The 16,160-nt window shown below is 41.5% G+C and carries 17 protein-coding genes; 14 read left to right on the plus strand and 3 right to left on the minus strand.

Annotated features, from left to right (window positions below):
* Positions 1-58 precede the first annotated feature (58 nt).
* The 4 genes from AAU57_RS11520 to AAU57_RS11535 all read left to right on the plus strand — a co-directional run bounded on the left by AAU57_RS11520 (position 59) and on the right by AAU57_RS11535 (position 2,718).
* Positions 59-1,021 (plus strand): ABC transporter substrate-binding protein, encoded by a 963-nt coding sequence (locus AAU57_RS11520; protein WP_197275409.1) that lies wholly within the window; start codon positions 59-61, stop codon positions 1,019-1,021.
* Positions 1,022-1,136: 115 nt separating this feature from the next.
* A complete protein-coding gene (gene proC, locus AAU57_RS11525) occupies positions 1,137-1,940 on the plus strand; it encodes a pyrroline-5-carboxylate reductase (protein ID WP_055413051.1) in 804 nt (267 codons plus the stop codon).
* Positions 1,941-2,003: 63 nt separating this feature from the next.
* Positions 2,004-2,480 carry a GNAT family N-acetyltransferase gene (locus AAU57_RS11530; protein WP_055413052.1) on the plus strand — a complete coding sequence of 159 codons (477 nt, stop codon included), beginning with the start codon at positions 2,004-2,006 and terminating at the stop codon, positions 2,478-2,480.
* Between the two features lie 19 nt (positions 2,481-2,499).
* Positions 2,500-2,718: a hypothetical protein gene (locus AAU57_RS11535; protein WP_055413053.1), complete on the plus strand. Its 219-nt coding sequence runs from the start codon at positions 2,500-2,502 to the stop codon at positions 2,716-2,718.
* A 56-nt stretch (positions 2,719-2,774) separates the two neighbouring features.
* Here AAU57_RS11535 and AAU57_RS11540 read toward each other — a convergent pair whose 3' ends face one another.
* A complete protein-coding gene (locus tag AAU57_RS11540; RefSeq protein WP_055413054.1) occupies positions 2,775-3,032 on the minus strand; it encodes a type B 50S ribosomal protein L31 in 258 nt (85 codons plus the stop codon).
* Between the two features lie 121 nt (positions 3,033-3,153).
* Between AAU57_RS11540 and AAU57_RS11545 the strand changes: the two genes are divergently transcribed.
* The 6 genes from AAU57_RS11545 (at position 3,154) to AAU57_RS11570 (ending at position 11,834) form a co-directional block, all read left to right on the plus strand.
* Complete coding sequence (locus AAU57_RS11545; protein WP_055413055.1) at positions 3,154-3,675, plus strand: DUF4199 domain-containing protein; 522 nt, start codon at positions 3,154-3,156, stop codon at positions 3,673-3,675.
* Positions 3,676-4,638, plus strand: coding sequence for a glycosyltransferase family 2 protein (locus tag AAU57_RS11550; RefSeq protein WP_055413056.1), 963 nt, complete (start codon positions 3,676-3,678; stop codon positions 4,636-4,638). It begins immediately after the preceding gene.
* 52 nt (positions 4,639-4,690) lie between these two features.
* Positions 4,691-6,562 carry a hypothetical protein gene (locus tag AAU57_RS11555; protein WP_055413057.1) on the plus strand — a complete coding sequence of 624 codons (1,872 nt, stop codon included), beginning with the start codon at positions 4,691-4,693 and terminating at the stop codon, positions 6,560-6,562.
* Between the two features lie 62 nt (positions 6,563-6,624).
* Positions 6,625-8,340: a phospho-sugar mutase gene (locus AAU57_RS11560; RefSeq protein ID WP_055413058.1), complete on the plus strand. Its 1,716-nt coding sequence runs from the start codon at positions 6,625-6,627 to the stop codon at positions 8,338-8,340.
* Positions 8,340-10,160 carry an ABC transporter ATP-binding protein gene (locus AAU57_RS11565; protein ID WP_055413059.1) on the plus strand — a complete coding sequence of 607 codons (1,821 nt, stop codon included), beginning with the start codon at positions 8,340-8,342 and terminating at the stop codon, positions 10,158-10,160. The genes AAU57_RS11560 and AAU57_RS11565 overlap by 1 nt, the downstream gene beginning before the upstream one ends.
* 3 nt (positions 10,161-10,163) lie before the next feature.
* Complete coding sequence (locus AAU57_RS11570; protein ID WP_055413060.1) at positions 10,164-11,834, plus strand: RluA family pseudouridine synthase; 1,671 nt, start codon at positions 10,164-10,166, stop codon at positions 11,832-11,834.
* A 53-nt stretch (positions 11,835-11,887) separates the two neighbouring features.
* Here AAU57_RS11570 and AAU57_RS11575 read toward each other — a convergent pair whose 3' ends face one another.
* On the minus strand, positions 11,888-12,484 hold the full coding sequence (locus AAU57_RS11575) for a porin family protein (protein WP_055413061.1): 597 nt from the start codon (positions 12,482-12,484) through the stop codon (positions 11,888-11,890).
* 148 nt (positions 12,485-12,632) lie between these two features.
* On the opposite strand from AAU57_RS11575, the gene AAU57_RS11580 reads away from it, so the two are divergent.
* Positions 12,633-13,064: a MarR family winged helix-turn-helix transcriptional regulator gene (locus AAU57_RS11580; RefSeq protein ID WP_055413062.1), complete on the plus strand. Its 432-nt coding sequence runs from the start codon at positions 12,633-12,635 to the stop codon at positions 13,062-13,064.
* A 182-nt stretch (positions 13,065-13,246) separates the two neighbouring features.
* Here AAU57_RS11580 and AAU57_RS11585 read toward each other — a convergent pair whose 3' ends face one another.
* Positions 13,247-13,609: a nuclear transport factor 2 family protein gene (locus AAU57_RS11585; RefSeq protein WP_055413063.1), complete on the minus strand. Its 363-nt coding sequence runs from the start codon at positions 13,607-13,609 to the stop codon at positions 13,247-13,249.
* A 159-nt stretch (positions 13,610-13,768) separates the two neighbouring features.
* Between AAU57_RS11585 and AAU57_RS11590 the strand changes: the two genes are divergently transcribed.
* From AAU57_RS11590 to AAU57_RS11600, 3 genes are all read left to right on the plus strand, one after another.
* On the plus strand, positions 13,769-14,374 hold the full coding sequence (locus AAU57_RS11590; RefSeq protein ID WP_055413064.1) for a tRNA-(ms[2]io[6]A)-hydroxylase: 606 nt from the start codon (positions 13,769-13,771) through the stop codon (positions 14,372-14,374).
* A gap of 151 nt (positions 14,375-14,525) precedes the next feature.
* Positions 14,526-15,563, plus strand: a complete 1,038-nt coding sequence (locus AAU57_RS11595) for a COX15/CtaA family protein (RefSeq protein WP_082438617.1) — start codon at positions 14,526-14,528, stop codon at positions 15,561-15,563.
* A 79-nt stretch (positions 15,564-15,642) separates the two neighbouring features.
* Entirely contained in the window at positions 15,643-16,155 is a 513-nt protein-coding gene (locus AAU57_RS11600) for an IS1096 element passenger TnpR family protein (RefSeq protein ID WP_055413065.1), read from the plus strand.
* The last annotated feature ends 5 nt before the right edge of the window (positions 16,156-16,160 follow it).

Genomic DNA, 16,160 nt, shown 5'->3' on the forward strand with positions numbered 1-16,160 from the left:
GTGGTGTGTCCGCTTTCGCGAAAGCGAACTCATATTAAACTTTTGTCAATTCCCTAAAATGAGTCCACTAATCAATGAAGGGCATCTACCTTTAAGTCTTAAAATCACACCAATGAAGAAGATCACGCTTGCCCTGGACTGGACGCCTAACATCAATCACATAGGATTTTTTATCGCCCAAGAAAAGGGTTTTTATAAAGATGCTGATCTCGATGTATCGATCGTCGATCCCATACAGGATGATTATAAGGTCACACCAGCCAAAAAAGTAGAACTGGGCACTGCAGATTTTGCCCTATGCCCTACCGAAAGCATCATAAGCTATCGTACCAAAAATAGACCGTTCAATCTCACTGGTGTTGCTGCAATATTAAAAAAGGATCTGAGTGCGATTGTGGTAAAAGGCGATAGCGGCATTGATTCTCCCAAGGATCTGGACGGTAAGCGATACAGTTCCTATCAAGCGAGATATGAGGACGAAATTGTACGCCAAATGATCATCAATGATGGTGGTACTGGAACTTTTGACATAGGTTATCCAGAAAAATTAGGCATCTGGGAAACGATTCTGGATGGTTCTTATGACGCGACCTGGATTTTTATGAATTGGGAAGGCGTAGAAGCGCAAGGCACTGACCAACCGCTTCACTTTTTTAAGCTGGAAGATTACGATATTCCGTATTCGTATTCACCGGTGCTCGTAGCAAACGGAGATCTTTTAAAAGATCATCACGAATCTTATAAAAAATTTATTGAAGCCACTCATAAGGGTTATTACCACTGCAAGGATTACCCGCAAGAGAGCATCGCCTTGTTTCAAAAACACGTTCCCAGTACGGATGCTCACATAAACCTGGATGAGGCTTTACAATTGTCATTACCTAGTTTTTCGCCAGGCGACGATTGGGGCATTTTTGATCCAGCCGTTATTGAAAATTTTGTGGACTGGATCTATTCCAAAAATCTAGAATCTAAGCCCGTAAAACCAACCGATTTGTACACTAATGACTTGCTTCGTTAGAGCAAAGGCAGCCTTACGTTCACTGCATCCAATCTTAGCCATAGGTCAATTGAGGTGCCCTGAGAAACTTCTTTCCTTGAAGTTATTATCTTAGGCGTTTCAAGCAATCGACCTTATGATCATCCACAACAAAAAAATAGCCATCATAGGCTGCGGTAATTTAGGATTGTCCATTCTCAATGGATTACTGGCAGATCCCAATATCAATCCTAAAAACATTACAGTTACCAAAAGGAAAACAGCCAGTCTGGAACATCTAGCCAGCACTGGTATTCAAATCACCAGTGATAATCGCAAGGCAGCACAGGAATCTGAGCTGTTGATCGTGGCGCTTAAGCCTTATTCCATTTTGGAGATTTTGGGAGAACTTAAAGACGTTCTGGATCAGAATCGACACATATTGGTTTCGCTCGCTACCGGTATTTCCTTAAAGCAAATACAATCCACGATAAATGTGAGCTTACCCATCTTTAGAGCGATGCCTAACACGGCTGCAGATGTTGGTGAATCCTTGACCTGTATAGCAACCACATCCAGTGATGAAAGCGCTAAAGATTTGGTGACACAATGTTTCAACAGTATTGGTAACTCCATTCACATTAATGAAGAATTGATGGATGCCGCCACCGTGTTGGGAGCTTGCGGTATTGCCTATGTATTAAGATTTATGCGCGGTATGATTCAAGGTGGTATCGAGATAGGATTTGATGCGCATACGGCGACCACCATCGTGACGCACACCGTCAAAGGTGCCGCACAGCTGCTTATAGAGCGCAAGCAACATCCAGAACACGAGATCGACAAAGTCACCACTCCTAAAGGCTGTACCATTGCTGGTCTTAATGAGATGGAGCATAACGGCTTTAGCAGCGCGCTTATTAAAGGGATCGTCACTTCGTATAACAAAATTGAAAAGTAGATGAAGGATATCGCTTTCGCGAAAGCGAACTATCACCATCACAAATCCATAATAAAGCTTTAAGTGAGATTTGATTTACAAAGAACTGATGCAGATGACGTCCATTTCAAGTCATTGATACCATTATTGGACCAGTATTTATCGATTACCGATGGCGACGATCATGAATTCTATAACCAATTCAACCAGCTGGAACAAATCAATCATGTGGTCGTAGCCTACCAAGACAGCAAAGCCGTAGGTTGTGGCGCCATCAAAAAAGTGGACGCACAAACTGTAGAAATCAAACGTATGTTCACGCTAGAAACGGTACGAGGTAAAGGTGTTGCCACCCAAATCCTTAAAGAGCTAGAAAAATGGGCAGAAGAACTAGGGTTTAGTGTCTGCAGGTTGGAAACTGGCATTCATCAGCCAGAGGCCATTGCACTTTATAAAAAGAACGGTTATTCCGTTATTCCCAACTACGATCAATATGTGGGAATGGAACTGAGTATCTGTTTTGAAAAGTCCCTTCTAAAAAATAAATGTTACTTGACTTAACCAAAGAAATTAAAAGTTCATGCTATTGACTATAATTTCCATACTCATCGACTCCACCATAAGAAATACTGGAATATCAACCGGTACCGCTTTAGGTTGCTCCATGGCGGTTGTTTGTTCGTGGACGCGCGATAGATCCATCAAATGGGCCATTCTCGCTGGTATTCTTAATTGGTTTTATGTGATCTATTTTTATATCACGAGAGCCGAGGCGCAGGAAGGTCCAAGAAAAAAATAACGACATAAAAAAAGCCTCGCAAAATGCGAGGCTTTTCTATATGAAGTAAGCAGTCCTTAAGACTTCTTGTCAAATTTCTTGTATTTGTTTTTGAACTTGTCAATACGTCCAGCGGTATCGATAAGTTTTGTAGTACCCGTATAAAATGGGTGCGACGTTCTAGATATTTCCAGTTTGATCAGCGGATACTCAGTACCGTCAACTTCAATAGTTTCTTTAGTGTTTGCGGTAGACTTGGTAATAAAAACCTCATCGTTAGACATGTCTTTAAACGCAACTAATTTATAATCTTCTGGGTGAATTCCTTTTTGCATGATCTTGTACTTTATTCTTTAGCGGCTGCAAATTTAATGTTTTAAATTAAATACACAATACCATAAGAAGCAAAAATACATCCTTTTCAACCATTTATTGACAGGTCCATAACGGTTATATTTGCATTCAAACCTCAAAGTTGACAATCCAGTGGATCAAATCGTAAAGAAAAATGCACTAATAATAGGCCTGATCAGTTCTGCACTGGTGAGCTGTTCTTATATTTACATATGGATTAATGAAGCCTATACAAACCTATCACTGTTCTTTGTGATTATGGGGATTATCTTGGGACTTGCCGTCTTCAGTCAGATCTATTGCAAGCGCCGCCTAGGTGGTTTTATAAGCCTTAAACAGGCCGTTCTGGCATTCTTTATCGTTGCACTTCTCTCCTGCCTTGCAGAGGCCCTAACCAATTACTACATTTTTGTGATTCATGATCCTGCCTCTCAAGACGTGATTAATGCGATAAGTGAAGCAGCAGTATTGAAACAAAAGGAAATCTCAAACGCACCGGTAACCTTTACAAAAAAGGAATTTACCATAGGCGAGTATGTACAAGCAACACTTACTAAGGTGTTGTTTTTTACAGTTCTGGGAATAATATCTGGATTTTTCATCAAGAAAAACCCGCCAGCATAGATGCAGCTTTCCATCGTCATACCGCTACTCAATGAGGCACAGTCCATCCCAGAACTGCAGGAATGGATCGATAAAGTATTGGAGAAAGAAGAGCTGTCCTATGAGGTCATTTATATAGACGATGGTAGTACCGATGGTAGTTGGGATATTTTAAGTTCGCTTTCGCGAAAGCGAACCAACATCAAAGCCCTACGTTTCTTAAGTAATTATGGGAAATCACAAGCGCTACACGCAGGTTTCAAAGCTGCTCAAGGTGCGGTGGTCATCACCATGGATGCCGACTTGCAGGACAGCCCAGAAGAAATTCCTGCGCTATACCGCATGGTAGCCCAAGAAAATTATGATCTGGTGAGCGGCTGGAAAAAGGTGCGCTACGATTCAGTTCTTGCTAAAAATATTCCCAGCAAATTATTTAATTGGGCTGCACGCAAGACCAGTGGCGTCCAGCTTAATGATTTTAATTGTGGTTTGAAGGCCTACCGCAAGGAAGTCATCAAAAATATTGATGTTCATGGTGAGATGCACAGGTACATTCCCGTGCTGGCAGCAAATGCCGGCTATACCAAGATTACCCAAAAGGTCGTCCAGCACCAGGCCCGCAAGTATGGCGAGACAAAATTTGGTTACGATCGATTTATCAAAGGGTTTTTAGACCTGGTGACTATTGCGTTCATATCGCGTTTTGGAAAACGCCCGATGCACCTTTTTGGGACGATGGGATTCCTCATGTTTACCTTAGGTTTTTTCATCGCAATTTATGTAGGTGGTTCTAAATTGTACAAAATGGCAGCAGACCTACCCTACAATCTCGTTACTACAAATCCATGGATCTACATTGGGTTGACAGCAATGATTTTGGGGAGTTTGTTCTTTATCGCTGGATTTTTGGGTGAATTGATCATAAGAACCGGACCTAGTCAGGATCGCTACACCATTGCCGATAAAACGCCTAGTAATAGCTAATTCTCTTGTTCCTATACAGTGATGTACTATTTTAGTGCTCTAACTAGATTTCATGAAATACTGCATCACGCTTCTGTTTGTTCTGTCGTTGACACTTGGTCACGCGCAAGATAATTTTGGTATTCAATTTCCCAATTCTGGAATGCGAGGCAATGTCTGTGGCTATTTTGAACAGGCATTTCAAAACAAACCCAAGGAAACCTCTTTTGTCATCAAAAGGGAAAACTCAAAACTGTTCTTTGAAACCAATGATGAGAAATGGTTCAAGCAGTTATTTAAAAATCCGCAAGATGGGATTGCTGTAGATATAGTTTCCAAGAATCGATATGAATGTGAGGTAGATCCAGTTCCATCACAGATCAAAGGAAAACTATTGGCACCAGTGTTTACTTCAGAACTTAAAAGAGGCCTAAAACCTCATGAGAATAAAAGATACCGAGTCGAAGTAGGCAACATTCCTACCTCTATGCTTAAGCAGGATCTGGAATTCAACATCCTTTTTCTAAACAACAATACCCTTTGCAAATATTACACGATTTTCAATCTGGCTTCATATCCTTGGGGTTTGTTGGATATGGGTATTTATCTAGATTCTATTACTTATAAAAACGACAAGATTGTAAGCGATCAGGAGCAGGCCGTGACACGCTACAAAACCCTGCAATTTGTGATTCCGTTTGAGAAAAACAAGTCGGTTTATGATCCATCAGACATCAAACCTCTTTACGATTCTCTCAAACTAACCGATTTCAATATAAAAACCATCGATATCAAGGCATACGCCAGCGTTGAAGGAAGTAAAGAACGTAATATGGAATTGCAACAGGAACGCGGCAGCAGCATTGCTCGTTCCCTGCAATCGTTTCAATCTCCAGAAATTGAAACCAACATCACCACCTCAGAAAACTGGGTGGAATTCTTTAATGACATTGAAAAAACAACCTATCGCGACCTGAAGTCCCAATCAAAATCACAGATAAAAGCAGCTTTGACTGGAGCAACAGCTTCAGCATTAGAACCTATTCTAGCCAATCACCGCAAAGCGGTAGTCACTCTAGAATTAGATAAAATCGATGTGTACAAAGAACAGTCCATTCCAGAGTTGACGACTCTTTTTAATGCATCCATTGCTAACGACGAGCTTGAAGATGCCGTAGTGATTCAAAATTCCCTATTAGAAAAAATACGAGTTGCAGGCACGCCAGATGCCATCAAGAAGATCACGGTACCTCAACAAATAAAGTATGTGGACTTCATCAATAAAAATATGATGTATGATTATCTCATGGATATACGCATGACGATGATTGCCTACAATAAATTGAAGGAACTAGCAGAATTAGATCCCAATAACCCAAAACTTCAATACAATCTTGCAGTTTTGAAATTTGTCATCTGGAGAAACAATGCCGCGCCCATAGATGCAAATCAGTTCAAAAAACAAATTGCAGATCTCAAGAATTACGGAATCAATCGCACGTTTATCAATCGCATGAATATCAATTATCATATTGTTCGTGCAGAGCGCGAGATGCGCAAACGCAACTTCAATGAAAAGGATAAAAGCGTTCTCAATATTTTAAGCACCTACAATCAAGTTCCATTAACTGATAGCGATTATTTGAGCTTGGCACAATTCCTAACCTATTATGCTCAAAATGGTGAGGCCATCAAACTTTTAGAGCCTAGGGCACAGGAAATCACTATTGATGAAGACCTGTTGTTCTATTACCTCAATCTGACCCTTGTGGACAAAAGACTTACACAAACCAGTGCCTATCGCACCATAATGCTCAATGCGGTTAATTTGAATCAAGATCGTTATTGCAAATTATTTAATCCTTCACTGGAAGGCGGCGTTACCTTTCAATTGTTAGAAGATGCCTATCTCAAGAAAAGTTACTGCGAGAATTGTGTAAATTGAATTGCATTTAAAGGCTAGTCTTATAAAATACTACCTTTGTAAACCACACTATTTTCAGAATTATGGATAAGGAGCACATTCTCAAAACAGCACAGGCCTGGACTCAAGAGCCGTTTGATCAAGATACTATCTCAAAAACACAGAAGCTGATTACTTCACAGTCAGATGAATTTTTGGAATCCTTTTATAAAAATCTAGAATTTGGTACTGGTGGTATGCGTGGAATCATGGGTGTTGGTACCAATCGCATCAACAAATACACCTTGGGCAAAAACACTCAAGGGCTATCGGCATATTTGAAGAAAACGTTCCCAGAGGAGCAGGTAAAGGTGGCTATCGCTTACGATTGCCGTCATAACTCTAAAGAACTGGCCATCACGGTGGCAGAAGTTTTTAGTGCAAACGGCATACTAGCCTATATCTTTCCAGAACTGCGTCCTACACCACTACTCTCTTACACGGTAAAACGTAAGGGATGTCACGCTGGAATTGTACTTACTGCAAGTCACAACCCGCCAGAATATAATGGGTACAAGGTATACTGGCAAGATGGTGGTCAACTCGTGCCGCCACAAGATAAGGAAGTACTCGACATAATTGAAAAGACACAATTTACGGACATCAACTTTGACAAGAATGATGACCTGATCAAATACCTAGACGACAGCGATGATCAGGCTTTTATTGAAGACAGTGTCAAGGCAGGAAAAATTGCAGGTGACGTAGATCGTTCCAAAGTGAAAATCGTATTCACCAGCCTGCATGGTACCAGCATCACAATGGTGCCCGACACACTCAAGGCAGCCGGATATACAGATGTTCACATCGTGCAGGAACAAGCCGTTCCCAACGGTGATTTCCCAACCGTAGAATCTCCCAATCCAGAAGAGCCAGAAGCACTGGCGCTTGCAGTACAGTTGGCCAATAAAATCCATGCAGACATTGTCATAGGTACAGATCCAGATTGTGACCGTCTGGGAATCGCCGTGCGCGACAACGATGGCCATATGAAGTTACTCAACGGTAACCAGACCATGATTGCCATGACAGCGCTGCTGTTGGAACAAACAGATTTGAAATCACTGCACAAACCTTTCATAGGCTCAACAATCGTGAGTACTCCCATGATGCATGCGCTGGCAGATGGTTATGATGTGGAGTGCAAGGAAGGACTCACCGGCTTCAAGTGGATTGCAAAGATGATCGTTGATTATCCAGATCAGGATTTCGTTGGTGGTGGCGAGGAAAGTTTTGGGTACATGGTAGGTGATTTTGTTCGTGACAAGGATGCCGTTACTGCTACGTTACTGGCTTGTGAATTGATCGCTTTCGCGAAAGCGAACCACACCACAGCCTACAAATACCTGTTAGAACTCTATGTAAAATACGGTTGCTATCAGGAACGACTGGTAAGTCTTGTGAAAAAAGGAATTTCAGGAGCGCAGGAAATCAAGCAAATGATGATCGATCTGCGTGAAAATCCACCAACCGAAATCGCCGGGAAAAAGGTGACCATCATTGAAGATTATCAAAGCTCGCAACGCACCAACAAGGATTTGTCCAAAACAGAAACTATGGACATCCCTAAAGCTAATGTACTTATTTTCTATCTGGAAGATGGCAGTAAGATCGCAGCACGACCTAGCGGCACAGAACCTAAGATCAAGTTCTACATGTCAGTCAAGGAACAGCTGGATCATGCAGATGATTATCCTGCGGTGCTGGACAAACTCAATAACAAATTAGACGCTATTCTTAAAAGTCTAGACATCAATTAATGAATTACTTCAAGGAAATCCTACAGTACGCCAGGCCTTACCGTCGCTATGGCGTACTGAATATTATTTGTAATATTTTTTATGCCCTTTTTGGAACCTTGTCTTTTGTGGCGCTGGTTCCCGTGATGAAGGTGCTATTTCAAACCACCGAAGATGAATATGTAAAACCTGAATGGCAAGGCATTACTCAAGCCAAGGATTACCTGGAAGATTACGTCAACTGGTACGTGACTGATGTCATGAATGAGGATCAAGAAATGGCACTGGTGATGATGATAGGTCTGGTGCTTATTTTGTTTTTGCTCAAAAATCTATTCGGTTATTTAGGAATGTACTTTATCACTTTTTTACGCAACGGCGTGATGCGTGATATAAGAAATGCCTTGTATCACAAGATTGTAAATCTTCCCATCTCCTATTTTTCTGAAAAGCGAAAAGGTGACGTTATCGCACGTGCTACCAGCGATGCACAAGAAGTTCAAACCAGCTTCCTTTCTATACTCGAGTTGATCGTAAAGGAACCACTCAACATTCTTTTTGCCCTAGCGGCGATGTTGATATTTAGTGTAAAGCTTACCATATTCGTTTTGGTTTTTATTCCAGTTTCTGGATTCATCATTTCACTCATTGGGAAACGCCTCAAAAAGCAATCTGATAAAGTCCAGCGGGAACAAGGGTTTTTCCTGTCACTACTGGAAGAAACATTGGGCGGCCTTAAAGTCATAAAAGGATTTAATGCAGAGCGTCGCATGGAAGACACCTTTCAAGACAGCACACAGCGTTACTATAATTTTGCCAACAAGCTAGAACTGCGCAAAGGGCTTGCAAGTCCGGTGAGCGAGTTTCTAGGGATTTTGGTAATTGGTACGCTATTGTGGTTTGGTGGCACCATGGTTTTTGAAGGCAACATTGATGGCGCCATTTTCATTTCTTTCATGGGTCTCGCTTACGGAATCCTAACGCCTGCCAAAGCTATCTCCAAAGCCAGCTATGGAGTCAAGCAAGGTAATGCCGCAGCAGAACGTGTCCTGCAGATACTGCATACAGAGAATCATATTAAGGATAAGGACAATGCTGTTGAGGTTTCCGCTTTCGCGAAAGCGGTACAATTCAACAATCTATCCTTTGCCTATGAGGATGAAGAAGTACTCAAAGACTTCTCGCTGGAGATTCCAAAAGGTTCTACCGTGGCACTGGTAGGCCAGTCTGGTAGTGGGAAAAGCACCATTGCAAATCTGGTCACGCGATTCTATGATGTTTCCAAAGGCAGCATTAGCATCGATGGTCATGATATCAAGGACGTAAGCTTGAAAAGTTTGCGCAACCAGATGGCACTGGTCACTCAGGACAGCATCCTATTCAACGATACGGTAGCAGTAAACGTGGCGCTAAGCAATAAAAATGCTACTGATGAAGAAGTCATCGAGGCACTCAAAATTGCGAATGCCTGGGAATTTGTATCGCAATTGCCGCAAGGCATTCATACTAACATAGGTGATAGTGGTAACAAATTATCGGGTGGTCAAAAACAGCGGTTGAGCATTGCTCGCGCGGTTCTTAAGAATGCACCTATTTTGATCTTGGACGAGGCGACCAGTGCACTCGACACAGAAAGCGAACGACTAGTACAAGAGGCACTAGAAAATGTGATGAAGAATCGTACTTCTATCGTCATTGCACATAGGCTAAGCACCATTCAAAAAGCCGATAAGATCGTTGTAATGAGTAAAGGAAAGATTGTGGAACAAGGCACTCATGAAGAATTGATTGCGCTACAAGGTATTTACAACAACCTAGTGAATATGCAAAGTCTGGCTTAAGCCATGGATCCACTCGTTCATTCTTTCAAAACCGATATTTCAAATATTGAATTGCCTTCGCAGTTCAATTATCCGTTTTATTATCAGCCACATGAGCTTGCCGTTCTAGCAGCCCAGCAATTGCAGGCATATCTAGAACAACAATACCAATGGTTCGTCGCTAATGGCACACAGGAAGCTGGAAAGATGTTTGGCGTTTTGGTGGTTCAGGATGAGAAAAGGAATTTGGGCTTTCTCGCTGGATTTTCTGGGAAACTGGGCGGTGAGACCACCCAAGAACATTTTGTGCCACCCGTATACCAACTAGAGCGAGTAGATCAATTTTTCAAACAGGAAACGGACAAACTCGATGCCGTTACAAAACAGATCGCTGCGCTAGAAAATGATCCAGTCAACATCCAACTAATTGCAGATTACAATGCGAAAGCTATCGCACAGACTGAATCCCTAGAACGTGAACAAGAACGCATCAAAGCCATCAAACGCGAGCGACGCCGTTTATTGAAACGAGAGAAAGCAGTCATGGAAACCGAAGCTTTTAAAAGTTTTGAAGCCCGACAGCGCCAACTGAGCCTGAACAACAATTTCTTTCTCAAAGAATATGAGGTATATCTAGAAGACAAGATAGCTACTCTTAAAAATCAATTTGAAAGCTTGCAGCTTGAATTGGAAAACCTGCGTAGCAAACGTCGCAAAGGATCCTTATGGTTGCAGGACTGGCTTTTTGACGAGTACAATTTTCTTAATGCTAGAAAAGAAACCCAAAACGTAAAAGAGCTCTTTAAAAATCGCATACCAGATGTGCCACCAGCAGGTACTGGAGATTGTGCAGCGCCTAAAATGTTGCAATATGCTTACGCCCAGAACTTGAAACCTATCACAATGGCCGAGTTTTGGTACGGCCCATCACCTGCGTCTAAAGTCAGATCGCACGGGAATTTCTATCCAGCTTGCCGAAGTAAGTGTGAGCCGGTTCTGGAATTTATGCTTCAAGGATTGGATGTTGAGGATAATCCGTTATTGGAGAATCCCGCTGTGGATAAGGAGTTGGACATTATTTTTGAAGATGAGCATATGCTCGCGGTGCATAAACCTGCCGAATTTCTTTCGGTTGCTGGGAAATCCATTACGGACAGTGTTCAAACGAGAATGAAGGCAAAATATCCCAATGCCACTGGTCCCATGATCGTGCACCGGCTGGATATGTCCACTTCTGGTATCTTACTGGTCGCCAAAACCATGGAAGCCTACCATCATTTGCAACAGCAATTCTTAAAACGAACCGTAGAAAAGCGGTACGTCGCCGTTCTTAACGGTCACCTTGAAAAAGAGTCTGGATTTATTGACCTGCCGCTGCGTGTGGATCTTGATAATCGACCTTGCCAGCTGGTCGATTTTGAATTTGGTAAATCTGCCCGGACAAGGTTTGAAGTTATCGAGCGAAATGACCACAAAACCAAAGTTCACTTCTTTCCCATCACAGGTCGCACCCATCAATTGCGCGTTCACGCTGCCCATGTCGATGGACTCAACGCACCCATTGTGGGCGACGACCTTTATGGAACTACCGATTCAAGACTTCATTTACATGCAGAACAGATCATTTTTGAACATCCGCTTTCGCGAAAGCGAATTACCTTAAACGTTCCTGCACCTTTTGACTTTACGGCATAAAAAAAACCATCCAGCTCACTACTGGATGGTTCTATTTGAAATCAATTTGAGTGTTATAGGGATAGACTCAAAGCGAGTATCAATTGTTCTGGTCGCGTATCAATGCGACTGCGGTCGACACTGGTATTGTCGTTGATGAATTCTGCTTCATTCTCATTGAAACCGCGCTCGTAACGCAGGTCAATACCTAGCTTTCCTAGATTCAAACCTACTCCAAACTGTGCACCTACGGTAAAATCATCCTGCGCGTCGCCCAGATTAAACTCGACTCTGTCCGTTTCAAAACTGGTGTCCAGAATATATTGTAAGGATGGACCAGCAAAAATGTGTAAAGGACCAACCACGTTAAGCCCCAACAAAATAGGTGCGTCCAGCTTTTGAACCTCTAGATCTCCAAGGCTGTATTCACTGCTTAGCTTTGTGTAGATAAGTTCTGGTCGCAGATATAATCTACCTAAATCTGCCTTAGCAAATAGACCTAGATGGTAGCCTATTTTACTGTCGGGATTCTCTACATTGTTTTCGATTTCGTTTCTAAAATCGCCGGTTGAGCCGTAGTTCACTCCACCTTTAAGACCAAAACCGCTGTCTTCCTGGGCAAATCCCATGACGGTGGTCAACATTACTGCAATCAATAAAAGATTTTTCATAATAGGGTATATTTTGAATAGATAACGGCAAAGGTGCTTGTTTATTGACTTTGGCTGCGGTCGTAAATGTGAAATATTCTGTAAATTATTTATGAAGGTTCAGAATTTACGTACATTTGTACCTACAATAAATGAAATTGTATTTATCATGAGTCAAAAGTCTATGTCTGTTCCGCTTTCGCGAAAGCTTGTTACCTCTTTAATCAAAAAAGGTACTGACATGACGGAAGCTATTGGCAGTGTATTAAAAGAAGAAAAGATCACCATACAGCAGTTCAACGTTTTACGTATCTTGAGAGGTCGTCATGGCAAACCAGCCAGTCTGCAAGATGTGAGCAAGGACATGTTGCATTCTAATTCAAATACGACTAGAGTCATTGACAAATTAGTTCTCAAAAAACTTGTGGAACGCATTCAATGCCCAGAAGACAGGCGTCAAATTGAATTACGCATCACAGATGAAGGGTTAAAGCTTCTTGAAAAGTTGGACACCAAAGTAGATGCTCGCGAGAAAGAATTAACGGACGCTTTAAATGCTAACGAGATCGAGTCCATTTTAAAACTCATTGATAAAATCTAAAACTGTTTCGTTCTATACAAGCGAATAAAAATTCGTTTTACGATATCATATAAAAGTAATTGTGGAGAAAAAGCCATAGTTGTTGATCAAAAAAGGGTTGTTATATCGCAACCCTTTTTTAATTATAAACTTATTGTGTACTTTCTATAATTGGTGTAACCAATGTTGAAACTACTAACAAATTACTCTTGCGTATCATAGAAAAATTGTTCTTTCCAAATCTTACCATCCTTGACCTGATAAACCGCTAATTCGTTCATCTGGGAACGTTCACCACTAGGCTTATGTGTCGTGTCCATCCAGAATCTCACGGCAAAGTGATGATCTGCCACGATGGGATCTGACACTTCAGTGCCATGTACTTCAAAGTTTTCATTCCACCACTCGCCTTTTTTCTGAAGGCCATCCATTCCGTGAACTTCTTTCATGGGCTCTGACATTTCAATACTTGTAATTTCTGGACTGTACAGTTCTTGGTAAGCTTTATCTTCTTGATGGTTGCGACAATATTCCACGAGTTTGTTGGCTATTTCTTGAGTATTCATAATTAATATTTTTAAGTGACGATTTAAATATAACAAATTGATTTAATGATTAATACGCTCAATAAGTTTGGTTTTTTCAGCTGGTTGTAATTTTGAAGATAATGCGTATTCGTTAGGCTATATCTTGACGTTACAGCATTTGTAAACGATCTTTGTATCATGGAAAAAGCCGTTTCAAAAACCACTTTAGGATTGAACTTACCTACAGATCCACGATGGGTAGATCTCGCTGCAATGAGTTTACAAGAAATACTAACAGATCATGCTTTTTGTGAGCAAAAGGCAGCCAGCACCATGATTACCATGGTACAGATGCATTCTGACAAACCAGAACTAGTCGATGCGCTCGCTCCTGTTGTAACCGAAGAATGGGGACATTTTAGAATGGTACTGGCCGAGTTAAAAAAACGCGGTCTCTCGTTGGGATTGCAACGACCAGACGACTACATCAAAACATTGATGAAAGGAAAGCCCAAAGGTCAAAGTCGCGATTTCCTTTTCTTGGATCAGCTGTTGATTTGTGCCTTGATTGAAGCTAGAAGTTGCGAGCGTTTCAAGATGCTGTCAGAAAAATTGGAAGATGAAGGTTTGAAAAAATTCTATCATCAATTTATGGTTGCCGAGGCTGCTCATTATAGAATGTTCTTGGATCTAGGTAAGACTTATTTCCCTGAAGAACGCGTGATGGACAGATGGCAATACTGGCTGGAGTATGAGGCTGCGATGATGAAAGACCGAGAAGTGCGTGGAGATCGAATGCATTGATTGAGTCAAGAAAAATCTTTCTAAACCTATTTCGAGCGACAGTCGGGAAAAGGTTTTTTGTTCAAAAGATTTAAGATGATGCACCGTCATTCAATTAGCATAAAACCTATTCCAACCTATGGCGGAATAACATTTAAAATAACATCATAGAGTGATATTTACCGTACAAAACTACCGTCGCTGGCTCAGGCTTAGTATCCTAGTCATCTACCTCATCATTATCGCTGGTGCAGTGGTACGAATGACTGGAAGCGGTATGGGCTGTCCCGATTGGCCTAAATGTTTTGGATATTGGATCCCACCAACTGAGGAAGCCGAACTAGAATTCTCTCCCAACACATCTTATAAAAAAGGCATGGTCATCATTGTGGATGAAGAGTTGCGTGTAGCCCGGCAAGACTTTTTTACCACAGATTCTTACTCAGAATCCAACTGGCAACCATATGCCAAACACGATTATGCCATCTTCAACAAATTCCATACTTGGACAGAATATATAAATAGGTTGATCGGTGCCTTAGGTGGTTTTGTTGTTTTGTTTGCTGCAATATTATCGCTTCAATTCATAAGAACCAGACCTAAGCTTACAGTATTGACCGTGGTCGCATTGCTTGCCATGCTCATCCAGGCAGTAATCGGAAAAATAGTTGTCGACACTTTATTGTCACCAGTATTGATCACCATACACATGATCGTGGCGTTACTCATCGTTGGTTTGTTGATCTACCTTCTTTATGAAGTGCTGCCGGCAAATACAAAATATAGAAATGACGGTAAACTTAGTAAAGTAGCTTTAGGCATCATCATTCTCACATTGGTTCAGGTTGCCATGGGTACACAGGTGCGACAATTTATAGATCATCAGGTAGACCTTTTTGGCTATCCATTGAGCTCAGAATGGTTGGAAAATGGACCAATAATCTTCTTTATCCACCGCAGTTTTTCCATCGTTTTGTTATTGCTGCATGCTTGGTTCATTTTTGTTGCCGTTAAAACATGGAATCATCCTGGACGCTCCTATTCTATTTTGGCAGCTTTGTTATTGATTACTATAAGTAGCGGTGTGATCATGAATTATTTTGATTTCGCTCTGGCCTCGCAGCCTATCCACCTTGTGGTAGCATCCTTGATTTTGGGATTGCAATTCTACATCTGGATGCGATTGAGGTCTGCAAGAATTAAAGCCTGATTTTCTCAATAAGCGGTAGTTCCAGGGCTTCCAGAAATCTTTAAAATCCTATCTTTGCGCTCCCTTAAAATCTAGGTTTATGATTTATAGATTAAGAGCAATTCTGAATGCTACAGAAGATGTTTTTAGAGACATAGAAATTGAAGACAACTCTACTCTAGAGGATTTGCACAACGTGATCACGCAGTCATTTCAGCTGCAAGGTGACGAGATGGCGAGCTTTTATACCAGTGATGAAGACTGGAACCAAGGTGAGGAATATTGCCTATTTGATATGAGTGAAGGCGCCGCACCTTTAAAAAAAATGCAGGATACCGCGATGAGCGAGGTGATGGACAAGAACAACACCCGGTTGATCTACATCTATGACTTTTTGAACATGTGGACATTTATGCTGGAACTAGCAGATATCGCTGGTCCTGTAGATGGAACAGCTTATCCTCAGGTCATTTTTGAAATGGGAACCTTACCAGACTCACCGCCAGATCCAGAGTTTGAGGCAGATCCACGATTTGCAGAGGACGACGATGACGATGAATACGGTGACGATGAAGAGTTCTATGAGGACTATGACGATAACGAGTTTTATTAAAAACA

Source organism: Nonlabens sp. YIK11 (assembly GCF_001413925.1).
Taxonomy (GTDB): domain Bacteria; phylum Bacteroidota; class Bacteroidia; order Flavobacteriales; family Flavobacteriaceae; genus Nonlabens.